Source organism: Haloquadratum walsbyi J07HQW2 (assembly GCF_000415985.1).
In the GTDB taxonomy this organism is placed as follows: domain Archaea; phylum Halobacteriota; class Halobacteria; order Halobacteriales; family Haloferacaceae; genus Haloquadratum; species Haloquadratum walsbyi_B.
The window spans coordinates 1,699,812-1,718,887 of record NZ_KE356561.1 but is presented as its reverse complement, the minus strand read 5'-3'; the positions used below and the strand labels follow the sequence as shown (position 1 = coordinate 1,718,887).

The following is a 19,076-nucleotide window of genomic DNA, read 5'->3' as shown; positions in this document are numbered from 1 at the left end:
ATCATCTCACTCACAGCAGACAAAACGTCATCAAGTATTAATCGATCACCATTCAGATATATACGCGATGAGCAAAGATGGACGCCGTCATGAGTCACTTTCCGTACCAGAATGGTCTGTTCGTGAATCTGTAACTGAGTATGAGACTGGTTGGTATACCGGTGGATATGATCGTGTTGAACAGCCAGATGGGAGTACAAAAAAATATTATTGGGCTGAACTTGCAACAGCCGTGGTTATTGTTGCAATTGCAGATGATTCAATAATATTTGTTGAACAATATCGACCAACGGTCAGAGAAACGCATCTGGAACTTCCAGCAGGAGTCGTTGAAGCGAATGAGTCATTCACTAACGCTGGGAAGCGTGAACTTCGTGAAGAAACAGGATTCGACGCGAACAACCTACTTCTCTTACAAGACCTATGGTGCTCAACAGGGGTGCTCAGACATCGGCGCGGATTCGTACTTGCAACAGATCTCGAGCCCGTTGAACAGGCGCTTGATGATAATGAATTCCTTTCAGTCCACTCCGTGCCGGTTGCTGATGCGATTGAGATTGCGCGCACCGAACCAACAAATGATGCCACCCTGGAGGGCATATTGCTTGCAAGTGAAGAAGATCTCCTCTAGTATACTATTGAATCTTGCTTCAGAAATCAAGGGCTGGTATCTTCTCAGAAAGGTAAAAGTATGAATTTGTGATCCGAGAAACACCTTTCTCACAGTTCTTTGTGTGGTATAACTACTATATATAGCACCAAAATAAAGCTAACGACAACTATCAAACTGAGCGCAGATTGGATTAAGTTTCACTCACGCAACATTAAACCCCTTATCTCGGAGGAAATCCTCAACACGACCGGTATGATTGCCTTGCAGTTGAATTGAGCCGTCTTCAATTGTGCCACCACAGGCGAATTTTGATTTCAAATCTGAAGACAGACTGTCCATATCAACGTCTTTTGGATCGAATCCCTCAATTATCGTTACTTCCTTTCCATAGCGGCGCTCATCAACGCGGATATTAATCTCCTGAGAATCTTTTGCGACGTCTTCACAAACGCAAAGCTCGTTAGGGAGTCCGCACGTTGAGCAGACGTTCCCACTCATCTGTTCCACATTTGACTCGATTTAGTTATAATGCTGTCGTACACTCGAGTCCTCAAGGAACGCCAACTCTCGGTCGCGATGTCATGCTTTGCCATTCCGTGAGCGTAATATACAATCAAATAATAAGTACCTTATCGTTGCCAGTCGTTATTAACTGCATTGTATAGTATATGAACGTACATTAATCACTCAGGTCTCGACTCATATTCTTATTCCTTATTATCATCTAGTAGCTTGGTTGATCGAAATCGAGCTATATGGCGGCGAAATGGAGTTCCAGTGCGGATAAGAAAGTCTGCAGCGGTGACCGCTGTTGCTGCTGTCGATGCTGAAACACCATCACCATACTTACTACGCTCATACGCCTGTTCTATCTGCTGAAGCGCTGTTTCATGATCAGCCGAGAGTGACAGTGCATCCCGGTATGTGCGAGATGTCTCACCTGGACGGCGTGGTCGATGCGTGTATGCAAGTACCGCCATTGCACGTTTATGTGCATATGCTACTGCACTATCGGGATCGGGCTTCGATTCACGTCCGTTCTCAGAACTGGAGAGGAGACCAGAAAATACACCCGTGCGTTGTTGGGTCGATGTCAACCACTGAGACTGTGCAATCAAAAGAGCTCTGAGATGTCGGATGGAATCTGACTGTCGCATCGCTGCCCCCACGCCAATAAGTCCAATAGCTATGGCAGCGAGAAGTCGGCGAATTCGAACTGCTGGAAGGATCTGTTCAATAAATGATACCGATGATGATGATGATGCCCCGAGAGAGTCAGGGGCTCGACCACCAATCCCCGGAGTTTGAATTGTTGATCCGGTCGAGCCGTTATCCGCTGCACCTCCCTCTGGCGTCGTTTGCGACTGCCCGGTTGACGCTGGGGTCGCCGCAGTATTGGCACCTGAAGCACCGTTTTCTGATGCCGTGTCGCCAGGACTTGGTGTTGGCGTTGGAGTTGACTCATTGAGATCAACACCATCTGTGTCTTGTTGACGTGCTTCTGAGAGCCGCAACCCCTCAACTGACTGTCTCTCAGTCGCAGGCGTCGGATCAAACCGAACCCACCCGGCATCAGGGAAGTATACCTCTACCCATGCATGTGAGTTGAGCCCTCGAACGACATGTGTGTTTGAATCGATGCGTTCTCCTGGAGTATACCCAGTGACAAACCGCGTCGGAATCCCCTGTGTTCGAAGCATTACAGCCATTGTGCTTGCATAATAAACGCAGTATCCTGCGTCCATTTCAAACAGGAACGATTCAGCAGTATTACCGTCTGGCTTTGATACTGAAAGCGAATATTGTTTATTTTCTTCAAGATACCGTTCAATCGCAATCGAAGCATCATAAACCGTATCAGCGCTAGCATTGGCGATAATTTGATTCGTGCGCTGGGTTACTCGGTCGCTTGTGTCAGCGGGCACTTCGCGGTAGGTCTCATCAATTTCTGCTGGATATGCTGTTCCCGCTCGACGCAATTGTGCAGGCGTCCACAGCGGCAGACGACTCGTAACGGTGTATTCTGTGTTGGCGTTGAGTGATGTTCGTGGAACCAATCCACCCTGTGTAGTGACGGTCGCCTGTGAGGCTGCTGAACCCTCAATTCTGATTGGTTTCCATGCCGCTGGAAGAATCGATATCGGTTGTTGTGTCGTTATTGTCTGTTGAACGGGTTGTGATGACCCGGGCGGAGATGAAAGTTGTCCCCGATATGGCTGTGCCTCCCCAGTCCGGACCCAACCATCGCCAGTATATCGATTGTAAGCTCCCGTCCGCCAATATGACGGGCGAGAGCTCTCGACGGTAAATCGAACTTGTGGTGAAAGATCAATACTCCCTAATACCTCAATTCGCTGATCGGCGCTGGTGAGACTTGCATCAACCGTCTGCGGAGTTTTTTCAGGAACGAGTGGCGAATTTCCGCTGCCAGGAACAGCAGAGACCGATGTTGACAGGACAATAATGACCGAAAGAAGGACGATTATCGTATCAAATTGGTCTATGCCACCATCGTACTGATTAACTGTTGCCGCTGCGACTGTAACAAGAAATCCAACGACACCAGTCAGTGCTGTGATCAGACTGGCATCGCCCGTGAGGATAACAAGTCCAAGTGCAACGCCACCCGCCGCTGCACTAAGCACGTATCGACCAGCGCTCAAGAGCGCCCACGAAAGAAATACCGGAGCTGGAACGACAGCAATAGCCCATGCACCGGCGCGAACAAAGCGTAGAATTGAGAGACCAGTAAACAATGCAGCGGTGTCAGCAAGCAACCGCTGTGCTGTGAGGAGCTGTTGCTGTGCTTGCGAAAGGGTATAGATGTATACGATCAACCCGACAAGCAAAAGACCGACTGTCAGCACAAACGCCGACCTGGCACGCCCAACGATCCCAACTGTAGCACCGAGAGCACCAGCAAGGACGACAATAATTAAAAATGGCACTCGCCAGCCTGTGACTGTCGCGATGTCCGCAAGAACGCTCACATATGACCATGTTATCGCTATGATACCGCTAGTAGCGAGCATACTGGGACGAGACGCTACTCTGCCGATCTTAGCTACATTACTTGATATGTGCGATCGGTTCATGTGTACTTGCTTTGTGTTTTTGAATCATCTGAGGGCGGCTCTGATGAGATATTACTTGACTCAGAACGAACATCTGAGTATGCGTCGGTATCAACAGTGATGTTACTATCGTGATTATGATCCAGGGTCTGTGCCTTCGGATTATCAATCATATTCGCAGCGATGGACACGGCCTCATTATCTTGAGATTCTACATTTTCGATACTCAGTAAGTCCACAAAGTCAACAGTATGTTCTCCAAAGGAGACGGACACTGACTCTGTGCTCGCTGTCACATGTATGTCTGCATTCGTTATCGTATTCTGAGAAGTCGACGAAACTGAGAGCTCTGCAAGATATTCAAGAACTGAATGCTCACTCCCTGCAACAGCAGTCACACTCTCAGTTGCTGTCTGCAATTGGATAGCAGCCCCTCGACTAAGCGCTTCGACACATATACTTGCCGCTGCTGTTGCTGCGGCATCAACAAACTCAGATGGGACCCTATCTTGGCGCCCGATATTAATAGTAATTGTGAGTGCGTCAATTTGATTATTTTCACTCGCTGCACTCCCGAAGTCACGAGTGAAAAGCTCATCATATCGTGCTGAAGCTTTCCAGTGGACATCGCGGAGCGCATCTCCACGGGTGTACTCCTGAAGCCCTTCGAATGATCCTCGTTGAGCGCCTGCTGTCGGAGCAGCGGTATTTTGAACTGCATCAACGGCTATCGGTGTGAGTGGGTACATATCTGGAAAGACAGTGATCGAATCTGTATTATCAATCACAAACACACGCTCGAAGAGACCTAATCGATCACGAAGTCGCACAGTAACCGGACCAATGACATGACACCCACGGTCACGGCGGTTCAATTCATATTCAACATTGGTTCCATCCGCTATGGTTTCGATAACTGATGTCCCTGTAAGACCAGATGGAACGGTATCTATTGCTTTGACTGGGACCGGACGGTCAGCTTCAATCGTCAATGTAATTTGTGCTTTTGTTCCGGGCTCTGCTGGCGGTGGTAATGTTCGCTCGATAGATGGCTCTGAAACTCGTCCAACGTCAATAATCGACGCCAACAGTGCAACCACCCCAGGAATGACAACAGCATCGAGTGCCCGCGGACCATACATAATCCCGGCGCTAAATGCAGTGAGACAGATCAACGTAATCATATAACCGCGACGTGTCGGGCGCATCAGTACTCACACTCTCATAGTATTTTCATATGGTATATCGGAACAATGCTGCTGTGAAACGATATCGCACATCTAAACTAATACAACTATACATGGTGATATTACGTCCCAATGAAGAAATAGTTAATAGTCAACGTTTTTAGCTATATCGTTGAATCCATTAATCATTGTGTCAGTGATATATTATTCAATCGGAACCGCATCAACTGCATCATCAACAATACGTGCGCTATCGATTGTATCAGCCGTTTGGATCCGGTGTGACCACGTTGCGTGAATCTCAGCATGTATATCATCTGGAATCACAAAGTCACGACCCTCAAAGACAGCACGAGCCTGTGCAACACGAACGAGCGCAATTGCCCCACGAGGACTTACTCCCAAACGAGCATTATCACGTGTGTACCCTGCCAGTTGAGCGATATATGAACGGACTGACTCACTCACGGTTGTAGCAGCTACTGTTTTCCTTGCACGATTGACGTCTCTAGCAGTTGCAACCGCTTCAAGTGACTCTATTGGATGATTTCCTGCAATTCGCCCTAATAATTCAGTCTCTTCGGTCTCGTTGGGGTAGCCGAGCCGGATTTGCTTTGTAAACCGATCGACCTCAGCTACAGGAAGATCATACGTCTGTGTTGGTTCAATATCGTTCTGTGTTGCAATGACAGTAAACGGATCCGGAACAGCATGTGTCTCACCATCAACTGTTACTTGCTGTTCAGCCATCACCTCAAGTAATGCTGCTTGCGTCTTTGGTGGGGCACGGTTAATCTCATCACCAAGCAAGACATTGGCGAACACCGGACCAGGTTGAAATTCGAATACTTGTTGTTGTTGATCAAAGATATTCACACCTGTGACATCTGGTGGGAGCAGATCAGGGGTAAATTGAACACGATTGAACGAACATTCAACCGAGGTCGCAATTGATCGCGCAAGCATTGTCTTTCCAACGCCTGGAACGTCTTCAAGTAGAAGATGACCACGGGCGAGCATGGTGATTAGAATATCTTCTGCAGCGTCTCGATGACCGACAATAACACGCTCAACATTGTCAATGATACGTGTTGTCAACGCTGAAACCTCATCAACAGCAAGGGGAGAAGACACCTGTGAATCGCTATCGGCGGTGTTTGCATTTACGACTGTGTCTGTGTCGCGTGTGTGTCGGTGTTGGTGTCAGTGTCGGTCATTGTATGAGCATCTAAAGATCCGCATAGCTACATCGTACATTGATACAGACGGGTATATCGGTCAATAGTGCTACCATTCAGTACCTCAGTAAATATGTATATCGACCGAATACACCTAATTCTGCTGGAGAATCTCATCTGTTGAGAATGAGTTAAGAAGCAATGCTGTGGGTATACCGTTAGTAGAAGTGATTATTTTTATGTTGAGAGATCCTGTGTTCCCGTCTAACCGTGGGCGCTAAGTCTCTGCTCGAATGAGCGTGTGCGAGCAAGGGCTGAAATTCAGCGGTATTATCACTATATTTACTGACTCATATGTCAGCACAAATCACAGCGGTTAGTTGCATAGATTATACAACATAAATATTAATAACAGGATAATCTCGAATATAAACATAATCACAAATGCAAGATGGAAGGAACATATTTGACTCAGACTGAATAAGAAATATATTCAGATAGCGTGCAGTGTATGTAATATGGTATGGCAAATCACTCTATGTATAACAGCATTTATTACTTGTATGCAGTTTGACATAGATAATGATACGAACGCGGCTCTCATGCATCTGAAACACGAATATTGGGACAGTCAGAGCCAATGATGAGTATAAATACTGTGCTTCATATGTCCACGTTGCCGGATATTCTCGATAATATAAATACATATCACGCAATTAACACAGAAAGCTACAGTTTCAAGATCCTCCGTCAGCAGATGGGTAGGATGTAGCTCATATGTGTGAAGACATCAAAATCAAGCGATGTAATATCGATCCAAAGTAGCCATGTGATCATGTGGATTGCCCGCAAATTTGTATTGTAAAAAATAATATCTCTGAAATATGCTCAGCAAGGATGACAACAGACATCGATACTGACATTGAATCCAGCGCCGACGCCGAGTCACGACCTGAAGGACCACCAGAAAAGATGCTCGCACGACGCACAGAATTAACACCAATGCTATCACAGTATCTTGACTGCTGTGAGACTCACCCAGATGCACTTGTGTTATTCCAGGTTGGTGACTTCTATGAGGCATTCTGTGAGGCTGCAGCAACAGTTGCCCGAGTCTGTGAGGTAACTCTGACACAGCGTGAGGACTCAACAGGAACCTATCGAATGGCGGGTATCCCGATTGATAATGCTACATCATATATTAAATCACTATTATCGGCTGACTTTCGAGTAGCTATTGCTGAACAGGTTGAAGATGCTGGTGCGACAAATGGACTCGTTGATCGGGCAGTAACAGATATTATTACACCAGGGACTGTAACCAGTGGTGATCTGCTTGAGGACCCGACAGCAACGTATCTCGGTGCTGTGAGTGCGACCAATCTAGAAGATGATAGCTTGGAGACGACTGGGGCAATCGCAACAGTTGATGTCTCAACAGGTGCATGTCGTGTAACCAGTGTTGAGTATGATCGCGTCCATGAGGAGTTGAACCGACTCACGCCAGCGGAATTACTCATCGGTCCCAAAGTTGACACAGAGACAATCGAACCCTCATCACTCCCTTTCGAAACGATGCAGACAACACACACAGCGGAGGCTTTTGACATTACAGCAGCGACCAACACACTTGAAGCATATATTGATGAGCCGACAGCACTTCTTTCGTCTGTTGAACGGCGAGCAGTCGGGGCACTTCTTGATTACGCTGAATATACACAAGGTGATCGTGGACCGCTTGAGTATGTCTCTCGAATTAGACGATATCATACAGATACTGCTCTCCGGCTCGATGCAACTGCAATACAGAGTTTAGAGCTTTTCAATTCTCGACAGCCGCACGGTGAGACACTCATTGAAACGATCGACGAGACGGCGTCGGCGCTTGGACGCCGGACGCTTGAATCATGGATTCGACGACCGCTCGTAGATTCTGGAGCAATCGAGAGACGTCATGATGCTGTTAGCATGCTATCTGCGAATCCCCTTCTCGTTGAGACGCTCACAGAGAAACTATCACAAATATATGATCTTGAGCGCCTTACCGCTCGAATTGCACGTGAGCGAGCAGATGCACGTAACATGCGGTCACTGTTGCAGAGTCTTAACAATATTCCTGCACTCAACTCAGCTCTCACAGAAACGATTACAAAAATAGACTCACCGCCCAAAGCACTCGAACAGTTGCAAAGTGATCTTGACTCGCTTGATGATATCCGCGAGCTAATCGACGCAGCAATCTGTCCGGACCCACCGCAAACCGTGACCGACGGTGATGTGATTGCTGAGGGATTTAATGACGAACTCGATGATATCCGAGCAACAGAGAAATCTGGGCGTGAGTGGGTGAGTGATCTTGAGACTCGCGAACGCGAGCGGACTGGGATCGACTCACTTGAGGTTGGGTATACGGAAGTTCACGGTTATTATATTGAGGTAACAAACCCGAATCTCGACTGCGTCCCCGATGAGTACACTCGTCGACAGACACTCAAAAACGCTGAACGATTCTATACACCCGCGTTAAAGCGTCGTGAAGACGAAATTATCGCTGCCTCGGAGCGAGCAGATAATCTTGAATATGAACTATTCTGCGATGTTCGCACCGAAGTCGCTGCAGAAACGACTCGACTGCAGGCAGTAGCAGATACAATTGGACGTCTCGATGCACTTGTCTCATATGCAACTATCGCAACATCATATGCATATGTCCGCCCAGAAATAACCGCAGATGCCCCCATCATCGAGGGTGGTCGTCACCCTGTCGTTGAACAGGCGCAAGCAGAATTCGTCCCAAATGGGATTAATTTTGAGAACGGTCATCTCGCAATGATAACGGGACCAAATATGAGTGGCAAATCAACATATATGCGACAGATCGCACATATCTGTATCCTTGCACAGGCAGGGTCATTTGTTCCTGCAGATACCGCTCACATCCCAATTCTTGACCGGGTATTCACGCGAATAGGGGCATCTGATGATATCGCCGGTGGTGAGTCAACGTTTATGCGTGAAATGTCTGAAATGACCGATATACTTCATGATGCTACCGAATCATCACTTATTCTTCTCGATGAAGTTGGGCGTGGAACATCGACAACAGATGGACGTGCGATTGCACGTGCAACAACAGAGTTTATTCATGATGAAGTGGGCGCTTGGACGCTATTTACAACTCATTATCATAACCTAACAGATGCGACAACATCGCTCCCATCGGCATTCAATCTACACTTTAGAGTCCATCGTGAGACACACTCAGATAATAATGATCAATCAGTAACGTTTCTTCACCGGGTTGCACCAGGAACAGCTGATTCATCATACGGAATTGAAGTTGCCAAACTTGCCGGTGTTCCCACTCCGGTTGTTGAACAGGCACGACAGTATGTCCACAGCGATAGCCAAGGTCAGACGGCACACTCCGAGCAGAACACAAATATAAAGAACAGCACATCAGATAAATCACTGAAGAAGGATTCAGGTACTAACTCGGATAATATCACACCCACGCTCATAAGCGATAATACTCATACAACAAAAAGCTCCGATGAGGACGGGAGAAACAGAGATAACATAGATGCAGATACAGGCACGGAGTCAAACATAGATACGTCTGATTTAATCACTGATCAATACGCCAGGTCAGCGAATGTTGATGTGCTCAAATCACTACGTGATATCGACATCGCCCGGATGACACCGCTTGAAGCGCTGAATATGCTCGAGAATTTACAGAGACGATTAGATGAGTAATCAGGAGGATACCGAAGACAGTAATAATAGTATCTGCCGTCTCAGTGATGAGATGATTGCAGCAGTTGCTGCAGCAGAAGTCATCACTCGACCAGCAGATGTTGTTGTCGAGTTGATCGAGAATGCGCTTGATGCTGGTGCAGACCGAATTCATATTTCAGTAACTGGAGATGGCACCAATCAGCTAGTCGTTCGTGATAACGGCCAGGGAATGTCAAAACAAGACGCTATTCTCGCAGTGCAGCGACATACAACAAGTAAGATTGATACAACAAAACAGGCATCCGGTGAAATAATGCCAGCAGAACAGGAAGGCACTATCCCACCGCTTGAGACACTTGGATTTCGTGGTGAAGCGCTCGCAAGCATTGCGACTGTTGGCACGGTGAAAATTGAGACGAATAACGGGGGTCCACGCGGGACAATCGTCAAAACAAATGGTCCAACTGCTGAAACTGTCGAGCCAGCTGGACGAGCATGTGGCACGACCGTTACCGTTCGCGATTTGTTTGAAACAGTGCCAGCAAGACAGGAAGCACTCGCCTCATCACAAACAGAGTTCGCACAGATTAGTAAACTCGTCTCACGCTATGCATTATTGCACCCTATGACTGCTATGTCGCTCCAGCATGATGGAAACAAGGTGCTTTCCACATCTGGAGAAGGGTATACATCCGCATTGCTTGGTGTATATGATCGTGAAATAGCAGCACAAAGCACAACCATTGAATCCACGCAGACAGTTGATGTAGAGAGTAAATCCAATACACCTACACAGACACAGACTGCTACAATCGAGATTGATGGCGTGCTTGTTCATCCGACAATCACACGTGCAAGCCGTGATGCACTCTCAATAGCAATTGACGGACGACCGGTAAGTGATGAGACACTCACCACAGCAATTATGAATGGATATAGCGAGCTCCTTCCGAGTGGACGAAATCCAATTGCAGCAGTAACAATTTCACTTCCGGGATCACTGACTGATCATAACGTCCACCCACGGAAACAGGTGGTGCGAATTCAAACTACCGATTTGATTGCAGATATGCTTGAGACAAGTGTCAATGACGCATTATCAACAGTTGATCAGCGGCAAATAGACGCTCTCTCGACAGAACTCGATGCTCCATTTGAACCACTCACTGATTCTGATCATACTCCGTCAGCTGCCATTGCTGATGCAGATGTTCTTGGGCAATTCAAGAAATTATACCTTTTATGCTCGCTTGATGATACACTTCTCATCGTTGATCAACACGCCGCTCATGAGCGAATAACATATGAGCGGCTTTCTGCAACCATTGATGACAACCTCCCAACTGTCGCGATTGACCCACCAGTGCTCGTCTCACTCACACCAGGACAGCACGCAGCACTAGATCACATTACAGACCAGTTAACTCAGTATGGATATGAGTATACAACTGGTGACGGCAGTGCTCAAAAGACACACAGAACGATTAGCGTGCATTCGGTGCCAGCACCACTGGGACAACCGGCAGCTCCTATGAGTATCTGTGATGCTATCGATACGCTTCAAAATGATGACACACCATCAGCGGCTGATGAGCAGGATAAGGCACTTGCCGAAGTGGCTTGTCATCAGTCGCTTCGTGCCGGTGAGATGCTAGATCCGTCTGCAGGTGATGAGCTTCTGAGCCAACTTGGTGCATGTGAAAATCCATATGCCTGTCCACATGGTCGTCCGGTAGTGCTCACCGTTGATGAGATGGATCTCGTCCGTGGATTTGGGCGTCGAAATACTCGAATAAACTGACTGAGTAGCATGCTCTGTAAAACCCTGATTGTACTTTACTGTCTCTGACTACTGAATCATCATTTTATAAAAGTAATTTGACTCTTCTACCGAGACTATCGAATTTTAACAAACACTGTGAGAATCAAAACACCGATCTAACTCACCACTCTTTGCAATCCGCACAAATGTACACGGTCTTCTCTACGGTGTTGGCTTCGGTGTGCTGTTGTGTTCGCCAGCGTTGTGTGACAACGTTCTCACAATGAGGACATGAAACTCCGCCTGGGTCACACTGAAATATCATCACGGCTGGAGAAACATCTGTTTTTGATTCTATTTCCGTCTTAGATTCATCGGTACCGGTACCACCAGTTCCTTTTGATACTGTTGTGTTATGATCGTCGTGAGTGGCATCATCCGGTTTTCTTGTCTTATCACTTGCATCGTTAGCGCTGGAACTGGCGCTGTGGTCTGAATCGATCTTGATGTTTGCATCAGTATCATCATCGGTCGCCTCTGAATTGATGAACTCATCAAGCGAGCGGTCCTGTGTCACTATATGATAATTTGAGACAATACGGTATATTTTGTTCGCACCAATCGAATTCTCGTTTTCTAATTACGAAAGGGCAATATCATCTCTAATATATTGCACACAGTAAAGATGTGTAGTAACCATATGATGCGCTCATCATAATGGGTGACATCAACACCCAAGTAGTCTGAAAACGCAGCATCGATATGGTTCCGAGTATATATTTTGTGGCTGAACTCTTTTATGAGTAACAAGGGCAAGAGCCCTTCCTCAAGGAACGAACGGCACCGAGCTGTGAGTGAGTAGATCGGGGTAGTTCACCCCTGTGCTGCATTGACAACCGTTGCTGTGGGATATTTCAGCCTTCTCGCCGCTGGGTCGGCACTCAATGCGTTGACTGGATGGGGTGTAAGTGCTTGTGAGGAAGTATCAGCACAACCAGACACAGAATCAAATGAAAATATGAGCGAAGCTAGATAGAGACTGATATAGGCTGTATTATTGAGCCTGCTCGAACGCTGTTGCAGCTAATTCAATCGCACGTTCTTGCTCTGGACCAATTGGTGACCCGATAATAATCCCGTCTGTCTGTTCAAGCACACTTGCCATCTGGTCAGTCACCGCTGGCAGATCACCGGCGATACAGAATGCATCGATCATCTCAGGCGTCACAGTCTCAAATGCCTCTGAGAAGTCGCCTGCACCAATCTTTTGTCCAATCGACTCAGCTAATGATGCGTCGATATCATGTCGGTCAAGCACGGGCGGAGCTGCTCCAGCAGTAATATATGCAACCGGTGGACGGGCAGCCTCACGAGCTGCTTCTGCGTCATCTGCGACACTGACGCTGGCGTATGCTAACAACTCAAACTCACCGTATTCTGATGATCGATCTTCAATACCTTCGGCAACTCGGTCACTTGCCCAGGCAAGGTCAGTAGGATGTGATCCATTAAATAATAGCCCATCAGCGTGCTTTCCGGACATTCGACACATATGTGGACCTTCACCGCCAATATAAACTGGGATCTCACCAGGAACGGAGAAATTTAATCCAGCGTCGTTCGCTTCGAATGTCCCTTCATGTGTGATACGCTCGCCTGCCCAAAGATCTTCAGCTGCTTTGAATGCCTCAAGAACCGATCGCAGACCGCGCTCATCTGTCAGACCAAGATTTTGTAGTGTTGAGACGTCGCCAGGACCAATTCCGAAGAGTGCACGTCCATCGGTAAGCTCAGCGACAGTCGCCGTTTTCGATGCCAATGTAACAGGATGCAACTCGTACGGATTCGCAACACCTGGACCGATATGAAGCGTATCTGTCTTTGTAGCCAACTGGGCTAACGCTGCAAATGGATCTCGATTATTGTAATGACAGGAGATGAACGCTCCATCATATCCGGATTCCTCAGCTGTCACTCCGAGATCAACCACCGTTGGGATAGGGACTTCAGGTGTTAACTCGACGCCAAGTGTTGGTCGGTCCGCGGCAACATCACGCATACGACCACCCCCGAACAGCCTGACGCACAAAGTCTGTATCAACATCTCTGAAGTGAGCATCACTACTTCCGTGATCACCCCACTCAAAATCACGAATTACAACAACGGGTGTCCCATCATCACCTTCGCCGGCAAGCAGATTTGAAGCAGCGGCAAACTCGTCGACGACGTTCTCGACAGTTGCACTGAGTTCACGACCGTCTCTGTCGGTTTCTCCACGCCAATCACGAGCTGGTGGAAGTCCTGCCCACCCTAATGCAACACCACGTTGTCCGTGACGAAATGGTCGTCCGCATGTATCGGTAACAACAATCCGGTCAGCTGGTAATGTCTCACGAAGCCGTTCAGCACTCTCAGTTGGGCGTCTCGGTAATAATAGCAAATCAGCATCAGGCACGTTTGAGCGATCAATGCCCGCGTTGACACCGATATGACCAAACCGCGTCTCTGTGAGGAGGAACGGTGATTCAAGAATAATTTCAACACTCTCTTCAAGAACAGCTTGTGTGAATCGCGGGTCTATATCTGAATCAAGCGCCGCTGTAAGCTCTCTGGCACGTGGACCTGGTGAAAAGCGGTTGAGATTCATACTCCGACCTTCGGCTTTTGAGACGATTGTTGAAGCAACACAGACAATATCACTTGGTCTGAGATCAACCTGCTCAGTAATCAACGCTCCGAGGTCATCACCTTGATGTACCTCTGGGAGATCATTGACTGCAAATAATTCCATATGGTAACAGAACACCGGTTAGTGAAAAACAAGTAGGTGTTGGCTAGCGTATCCGGTTTCGATAGATTATGAAATTGCTGAAATGCAGGGTGAAAGCCTCGCCATTCACCGCAGGGATGAAACTGACTCAATATCTACAGATAAACAAGGCGAGTGCCTCGGGGCCGGGAGTCGGGGCTTTGATACTGTACTGTACTGATGTGACCCCGAGACTGGGAGGGTGAAGTCGATATACACAGTGATGACGCTACATGAGTTATAAATGTATAGTCAGAAAATCTCACAGACGGATTAATGACCGCAATCTACTGCTGTCTGCGGTAGTCTGGAGATGCGACCCCTGTCACCATCCGCCAGTGATGGTGCGACGGGACGGGGACGGGGGTTTCACCGGGTCATGGTCATGGTGGAGTGGGAGTGACAGTGACCGACTCCGACTCCGACTCCCACGGACGCTGCGATGTGGTGCGGTGTGTTCGGGTGTGACTTCCAGCCGATTTCTCATAGAAAACGAAGAGGTCGGGGTCGGGAGGCATTGACTGAAATTCTCTTGCTGGTGTAGTGTGGTCGACACAGGGAAGTCTCGGCACGGGGTTTGCCCCCGAGGTACTTCACTGTATATCCATACTGTAAAAGATATACCAGCACAATATCACAAAATCTCATACAATGAATATGAGATAAAATAAGATTAGTTCATGCTTGTCCTAGTCGATACTGAGTGGAATAGTCTTTATTACGTGCAAAGAGATTATTGAATCCAATAGCCGTAATTGATATACTCTCGATCATTGCTAGCGGTCACGGCGAATATCACAAGGCTTGATCTCGAGGTAGTCCATCCATGCACATCATGTCCGTATCTGGAGGTAGAAACGTGGATTCTTATTTCTCGGGTGTGACTTATTGATGGTGGCCATGATGACAGTTACCCCCACTGAGCCCCTTGTGATGTGGAACTTTATCTGAGCCACCATTCGAATCTATTAATACGTATGTTAATATCTGCAGGCCCAGCTTCTTCCATCGAAACTGAGATAATTCTCGATTGACAATGTTAAATATCATTGATATGACCTCTGAGAGAGTATTTCTGACTATACATCAAATTGTCTACTGGCGATGCGAATATGAGAAAGAATATACCGGTCGCTAGCAGTGTGGGTGGTACGACTCGGCGATGTTTAATATGTGACATTATTACTGTCCAGGCGAGTAGATCATCTGAGTGTCTGAACTGGAGACGAGCGCAATACACACGCGGAGCACAAATTGAAAGTATGGAGCTCCCAGCCCGACTGTAATTAAACGAATATACGCTAAGGTCCAGTATATCCACAGCATGTAGATCCCTTCTGTGGTATGGATGGAAGATGCGTCATCAAAAAATCAACTGCCCTTATGAGATATAATGGATAGTCCATAGGTAGCTCTCTGCACGAACAAGATAGGATTTAGTACCCCAAAATATTCTATGTATATATGCACACGAATATACGATTCACACAGATAATCAGTCAAAGTAAGGAGAACTTCGATGGTATCTGAGGTTGATCCTGAGACAGTCAAAGAACAGTTAGAAACTGACAATTTTGATGTCAAGGAGATGAATGAAATACAAATTATTGACATTCGCTCACAAACGCAGTTCGAGCAAGGACATCTCCCTGAAGCCATCAATATTCCATTAGATAAATTACCACGTCGTATTGAGGAAGTTGACTGGAAGCAAAATATCGTCGTTGCATGTCCGATTGGACAATCATCAGTCCAAGCAGCACGCCTCATTCAAAGTTATGAGAATATCCCTGACAGTGCAACAGTCCAGAGTATGGCTGGTGGATATGATGCATGGGAGTATGAACTCGTTCAAGATAATCAGTCTCAGTTTGAATCAGTATCTACTGAGTCGGACGAATGAAAAATTAGCTCTGTCAATATGACAGAGCCGCTATTCACTTCCATATTTGTCAACTCAGATAGATATCCGTAGACAAAGCGTTGTACGATTACATGATATCCAATAGAAGCATGCAGTAGCATCGTTAATATTCTGAATATCCATCATTGCTCAAATTATGATTAAACTCCCATCAACATGTTATAACACAATCCTCGCATAATCACACACGAGTAAGACTGAGATTTGTGGTGTTCTTTCCGGAATAGATCATAATTCTGAAACTGTGGTCACAACTGTGTATCCGATAGCGAATACCGCTGAGACGCCACGTACATGATATGAAATTAACCCTGAATGGCTTGTCGAAGTACTTGATATGATTCATAAAACCGGTCGCGAGGTAGTCGGATCCTACCACAGCCATCCAGACGGTCCATTAACCCCGAGTGAGACCGACACTGCACGGGCAATGTGGAGTGGATACTCATATCTGATCTTATCTGCTCTGTTGATAATATTCAAACTGAAGGCAGCTACAGTATGAGCAACCGTCCGAGTAACACTGCCCCAATATAATCGGTATCAATAGATTCCTGTCCAGTAGGCACACATCGGTATGCAAATAGCGATAATAGTATTGATACCGCTGGCAACAAGACCGACATTGAGCTAAACTCAAGTAATGACGGTCAATCTTGCTCGGCACCAATAGATACTAATTCAGCTTATGATCTGGGGTCGTGGCGATGGGACGGTAATCAGTTCAATCAAGAAATCGTCGTCATCACGTAACAAATTTCAAGAGGTCATCACGCCGCTGATCACTGAATATTATTTGAAGTGCTTCCTCAAGTGGCTCAATTGACCCACGTTTTGCACTAATTGGGGCAATCGTATCCTGCCACTGTTGCCATGGTGGATATAGCCCAAGACGATCACAGAGATTATCAAGTTCATCATCTCGACGTTCGACTTTATCGATTTTATTTACTGCAACCACGGTAGGAATATCGAGTTCCCAGAGAAAACTGAATAGCTCAACATCATGTGGAATCTCATCAGGTCCAGAGTGTCGGTCGATAATCTCAACAGCGCTTTTTCCATCGACAACAAGAACAGCAGCGAGGATTGAATCGGCATTTGACTCGATATACCGGATAACATCGGTCTTGATCTGCTCACGCTGACTACTTTCGACTCCAGACATGAACCCAAAACCTGGAAGATCAGTAAACATGAATCTTTCAGAAGCCCAATCGTAATGATTCGGTGATCGCGTCACGCCGGGTTTTCTGCCGGTTGTGAATCCAGTATGACCAGTTAGCTCACGCATCAATGTTGATTTACCAACATTTGATCGGCCGAGAAGAGCAACTTCATCGCAATCTGGACGATTTTCGAACATATTAATTATACATACAGGGTTTGACCACAATTAGCTAACCTCAACAGAATTCAGGATCTGAAAGATTTATGTGAGGATTATGCATATCACTTCCGCACTACTTCAATGAGTTCAATCGCGAACATACTGAACTATATTTGATGTTCCGTACGCGGAGTAGAGCAAGGTCTTCGAAGTTATCATTAAGAGTATTCGTGATAGTGTATCTTAGCATATCAGTTTGTGTAAACAATATTCATAAGCTAATGTTTGATCTCAATTTTGATCTTGAGTGTAGACTCAATGGCGGAATTTAAAAATTAGACCTTAATCCTCATCTGCACGGTTGCGTTGATGAGTGATACCGACACGTCCAGTGTCATCGTCAAGACTGAGTTTGATCCCGACCGATTGGAGCCACTCAGAAGCCATCCCGCTATTGTGAAATAGTACCTCCGGAAGGTCTGTAGGCTCATCGATATCAGTTCCGAGACGCATTGAATCAATAACGCCGACTGAAAGAGACGCATCAACCGCTATTTGATGATGATCCTGATATGATGCGCCGTGATAATTGACTGTGAATGATGGATGCCTGATAACAATTGCGTTCGTTCCTCCACCACGACCAGGAGCGAGTACGACGTCTCCTTCTCGAGCGAACAGCCGTTCGATCGCTGTAGGTGTTATGAGTGCCAGGTCAGCCATCACCACTGCAAGCTCACCAAACTGTGCCTTTGGATCAGATAGCCGGTTCAAACAGCCATTAACTGCGGGTGTTAGCGCTCGGTCATCAGTCGTTACAGTAATTTGATTTGGTTGTATTCCATCTTGAGTCGTATCTTTATGATTATTTCTATGTTGAATGCTCATTTCCCCATCAGAATCACTACTACCTCCGAGAATCATCATCACGACCTCAGGGGTAATACTGACCGCACTTGTCGGTGACTGTGACCAATGAGTGTCACTCTCAGCATCCTGTTCTACTGCGGTCTCGTGAGCCGGTGTAGATGCCGATCTCATCTCGGTGGTTTCTGCGGTTATATCCGTATTATCGCTTTCATTTACTCGTTTTCTTGCGTGTGTTACTGTTTTCGTTGGGGTAAGAAGCTCAACGGTATGCCCGTTAGCTTGCAGTGCAGAGATGACATCATATAGCATTGCCTGTGCAAATGCAGACCGCTCAGATGCTGTCAGTGTCGAGTCAAGTCGTGTTTTCGGCGATATATCTGTATATGGAACAATGACGTGCATTAGTGCTCACTATAATTTATCAGTCACTCGTGATATGACTCTGTTATTCCGCCACACCGCTATATTTTCTCCCCGATTTATTCTGATTCTATCGATCGTCTGTTGATTGTTTATACTGATTACTCATACTATTTGTCGAAGGGTCTCAGCCGCGGTCCTCAAAGAGTGTATTTAATCAATTGTCA

The 19,076-nt window shown here is 46.6% G+C and carries 15 protein-coding genes; 6 read left to right on the top strand and 9 right to left on the bottom strand.

What is annotated here, in order from left to right; translation table 11 throughout:
- Positions 1-67: 67 nt before the first annotated feature.
- Complete coding sequence (locus J07HQW2_RS07975; RefSeq protein WP_021054932.1) at positions 68-631, top strand: NUDIX hydrolase; 564 nt, start codon at positions 68-70, stop codon at positions 629-631.
- A 183-nt stretch (positions 632-814) separates the two neighbouring features.
- On the opposite strand, the gene J07HQW2_RS07970 is transcribed toward J07HQW2_RS07975, so the two are convergent.
- The 4 genes from J07HQW2_RS07970 to J07HQW2_RS07955 form a co-directional block, all read right to left on the bottom strand.
- Positions 815-1,111, bottom strand: coding sequence for a translation initiation factor (locus J07HQW2_RS07970; RefSeq protein ID WP_021054931.1), 297 nt, complete (start codon positions 1,109-1,111; stop codon positions 815-817).
- A gap of 209 nt (positions 1,112-1,320) precedes the next feature.
- Positions 1,321-3,645, bottom strand: coding sequence for a transglutaminase TgpA family protein (locus J07HQW2_RS07965; RefSeq protein ID WP_021054930.1), 2,325 nt, complete (start codon positions 3,643-3,645; stop codon positions 1,321-1,323).
- 59 nt (positions 3,646-3,704) lie between these two features.
- A complete protein-coding gene (locus J07HQW2_RS07960) occupies positions 3,705-4,895 on the bottom strand; it encodes a DUF58 domain-containing protein (RefSeq protein ID WP_021054929.1) in 1,191 nt (396 codons plus the stop codon).
- 183 nt (positions 4,896-5,078) lie between these two features.
- Positions 5,079-6,008, bottom strand: coding sequence for an AAA family ATPase (locus J07HQW2_RS07955; protein WP_021054928.1), 930 nt, complete (start codon positions 6,006-6,008; stop codon positions 5,079-5,081).
- Positions 6,009-6,949: 941 nt separating this feature from the next.
- On the opposite strand from J07HQW2_RS07955, the gene mutS reads away from it, so the two are divergent.
- Together mutS and mutL are read left to right on the top strand one after the other, a co-directional pair.
- The gene (gene mutS / locus J07HQW2_RS07950; RefSeq protein WP_021054927.1) at positions 6,950-9,811 is read left to right on the top strand and encodes a DNA mismatch repair protein MutS; all 2,862 of its coding nucleotides are present in this window, start codon (positions 6,950-6,952) and stop codon (positions 9,809-9,811) included.
- On the top strand, positions 9,804-11,594 hold the full coding sequence (gene mutL, locus J07HQW2_RS07945) for a DNA mismatch repair endonuclease MutL (protein ID WP_021054926.1): 1,791 nt from the start codon (positions 9,804-9,806) through the stop codon (positions 11,592-11,594). Before mutS ends, mutL begins: the two co-directional genes overlap by 8 nt.
- Positions 11,595-11,736: 142 nt before the next feature.
- Here mutL and J07HQW2_RS07940 read toward each other — a convergent pair whose 3' ends face one another.
- A complete protein-coding gene (locus tag J07HQW2_RS07940; protein WP_021054925.1) occupies positions 11,737-12,132 on the bottom strand; it encodes a DUF7573 domain-containing protein in 396 nt (131 codons plus the stop codon).
- 327 nt (positions 12,133-12,459) lie between these two features.
- Here J07HQW2_RS07940 and J07HQW2_RS18135 point away from each other — a divergent pair, with 327 nt between their 5' ends.
- Positions 12,460-12,591, top strand: a complete 132-nt coding sequence (locus tag J07HQW2_RS18135; RefSeq protein WP_303704027.1) for a hypothetical protein — start codon at positions 12,460-12,462, stop codon at positions 12,589-12,591.
- Between the two features lie 18 nt (positions 12,592-12,609).
- Here the strand turns inward: J07HQW2_RS18135 and J07HQW2_RS07935 are convergent, their stop codons facing one another.
- Both J07HQW2_RS07935 and J07HQW2_RS07930 read right to left on the bottom strand, forming a co-directional pair.
- Positions 12,610-13,614: a 5,10-methylenetetrahydromethanopterin reductase gene (locus tag J07HQW2_RS07935; protein ID WP_021054924.1), complete on the bottom strand. Its 1,005-nt coding sequence runs from the start codon at positions 13,612-13,614 to the stop codon at positions 12,610-12,612.
- A complete protein-coding gene (locus tag J07HQW2_RS07930; RefSeq protein WP_021054923.1) occupies positions 13,607-14,347 on the bottom strand; it encodes a coenzyme F420-0:L-glutamate ligase in 741 nt (246 codons plus the stop codon). Before J07HQW2_RS07930 ends, J07HQW2_RS07935 begins: the two co-directional genes overlap by 8 nt.
- A 1,537-nt stretch (positions 14,348-15,884) precedes the next feature.
- Between J07HQW2_RS07930 and J07HQW2_RS07925 the strand changes: the two genes are divergently transcribed.
- Entirely contained in the window at positions 15,885-16,268 is a 384-nt protein-coding gene (locus tag J07HQW2_RS07925) for a rhodanese-like domain-containing protein (protein WP_021054922.1), read from the top strand.
- A gap of 358 nt (positions 16,269-16,626) precedes the next feature.
- Entirely contained in the window at positions 16,627-16,794 is a 168-nt protein-coding gene (locus J07HQW2_RS18130; protein WP_021054920.1) for a Mov34/MPN/PAD-1 family protein, read from the top strand.
- 240 nt (positions 16,795-17,034) lie between these two features.
- Here the strand turns inward: J07HQW2_RS18130 and engB are convergent, their stop codons facing one another.
- Positions 17,035-17,655 (bottom strand): GTP-binding protein EngB, encoded by a 621-nt coding sequence (engB, locus tag J07HQW2_RS07920; RefSeq protein ID WP_021054919.1) that lies wholly within the window; start codon positions 17,653-17,655, stop codon positions 17,035-17,037.
- Positions 17,656-17,961: 306 nt separating this feature from the next.
- Complete coding sequence (gene cofC / locus J07HQW2_RS07915) at positions 17,962-18,891, bottom strand: 2-phospho-L-lactate guanylyltransferase (protein WP_021054918.1); 930 nt, start codon at positions 18,889-18,891, stop codon at positions 17,962-17,964.
- Between the last annotated feature and the right edge of the window lie 185 nt (positions 18,892-19,076).

Bases quoted from the DNA above. Each gene is read 5' to 3' on its own strand.
- J07HQW2_RS07975 (WP_021054932.1), top strand. From the start codon at position 68: ATGAGCAAAGATGGACGCCGTCATGAGTCACTTTCCGTACCAGAATGG.
- J07HQW2_RS07970 (WP_021054931.1), bottom strand. From the start codon at position 1,111: ATGAGTGGGAACGTCTGCTCAACGTGCGGACTCCCTAACGAGCTTTGC.
- J07HQW2_RS07965 (WP_021054930.1), bottom strand. From the start codon at position 3,645: ATGCTCGCTACTAGCGGTATCATAGCGATAACATGGTCATATGTGAGC.
- J07HQW2_RS07960 (WP_021054929.1), bottom strand. From the start codon at position 4,895: ATGCGCCCGACACGTCGCGGTTATATGATTACGTTGATCTGTCTCACT.
- mutS (WP_021054927.1), top strand. From the start codon at position 6,950: ATGACAACAGACATCGATACTGACATTGAATCCAGCGCCGACGCCGAG.
- mutL (WP_021054926.1), top strand. From the start codon at position 9,804: ATGAGTAATCAGGAGGATACCGAAGACAGTAATAATAGTATCTGCCGT.
- J07HQW2_RS07935 (WP_021054924.1), bottom strand. From the start codon at position 13,614: ATGCGTGATGTTGCCGCGGACCGACCAACACTTGGCGTCGAGTTAACA.
- J07HQW2_RS07930 (WP_021054923.1), bottom strand. From the start codon at position 14,347: ATGGAATTATTTGCAGTCAATGATCTCCCAGAGGTACATCAAGGTGAT.
- J07HQW2_RS07925 (WP_021054922.1), top strand. From the start codon at position 15,885: ATGGTATCTGAGGTTGATCCTGAGACAGTCAAAGAACAGTTAGAAACT.
- J07HQW2_RS18130 (WP_021054920.1), top strand. From the start codon at position 16,627: ATGATTCATAAAACCGGTCGCGAGGTAGTCGGATCCTACCACAGCCAT.
- engB (WP_021054919.1), bottom strand. From the start codon at position 17,655: ATGTTCGAAAATCGTCCAGATTGCGATGAAGTTGCTCTTCTCGGCCGA.
- cofC (WP_021054918.1), bottom strand. From the start codon at position 18,891: ATGCACGTCATTGTTCCATATACAGATATATCGCCGAAAACACGACTT.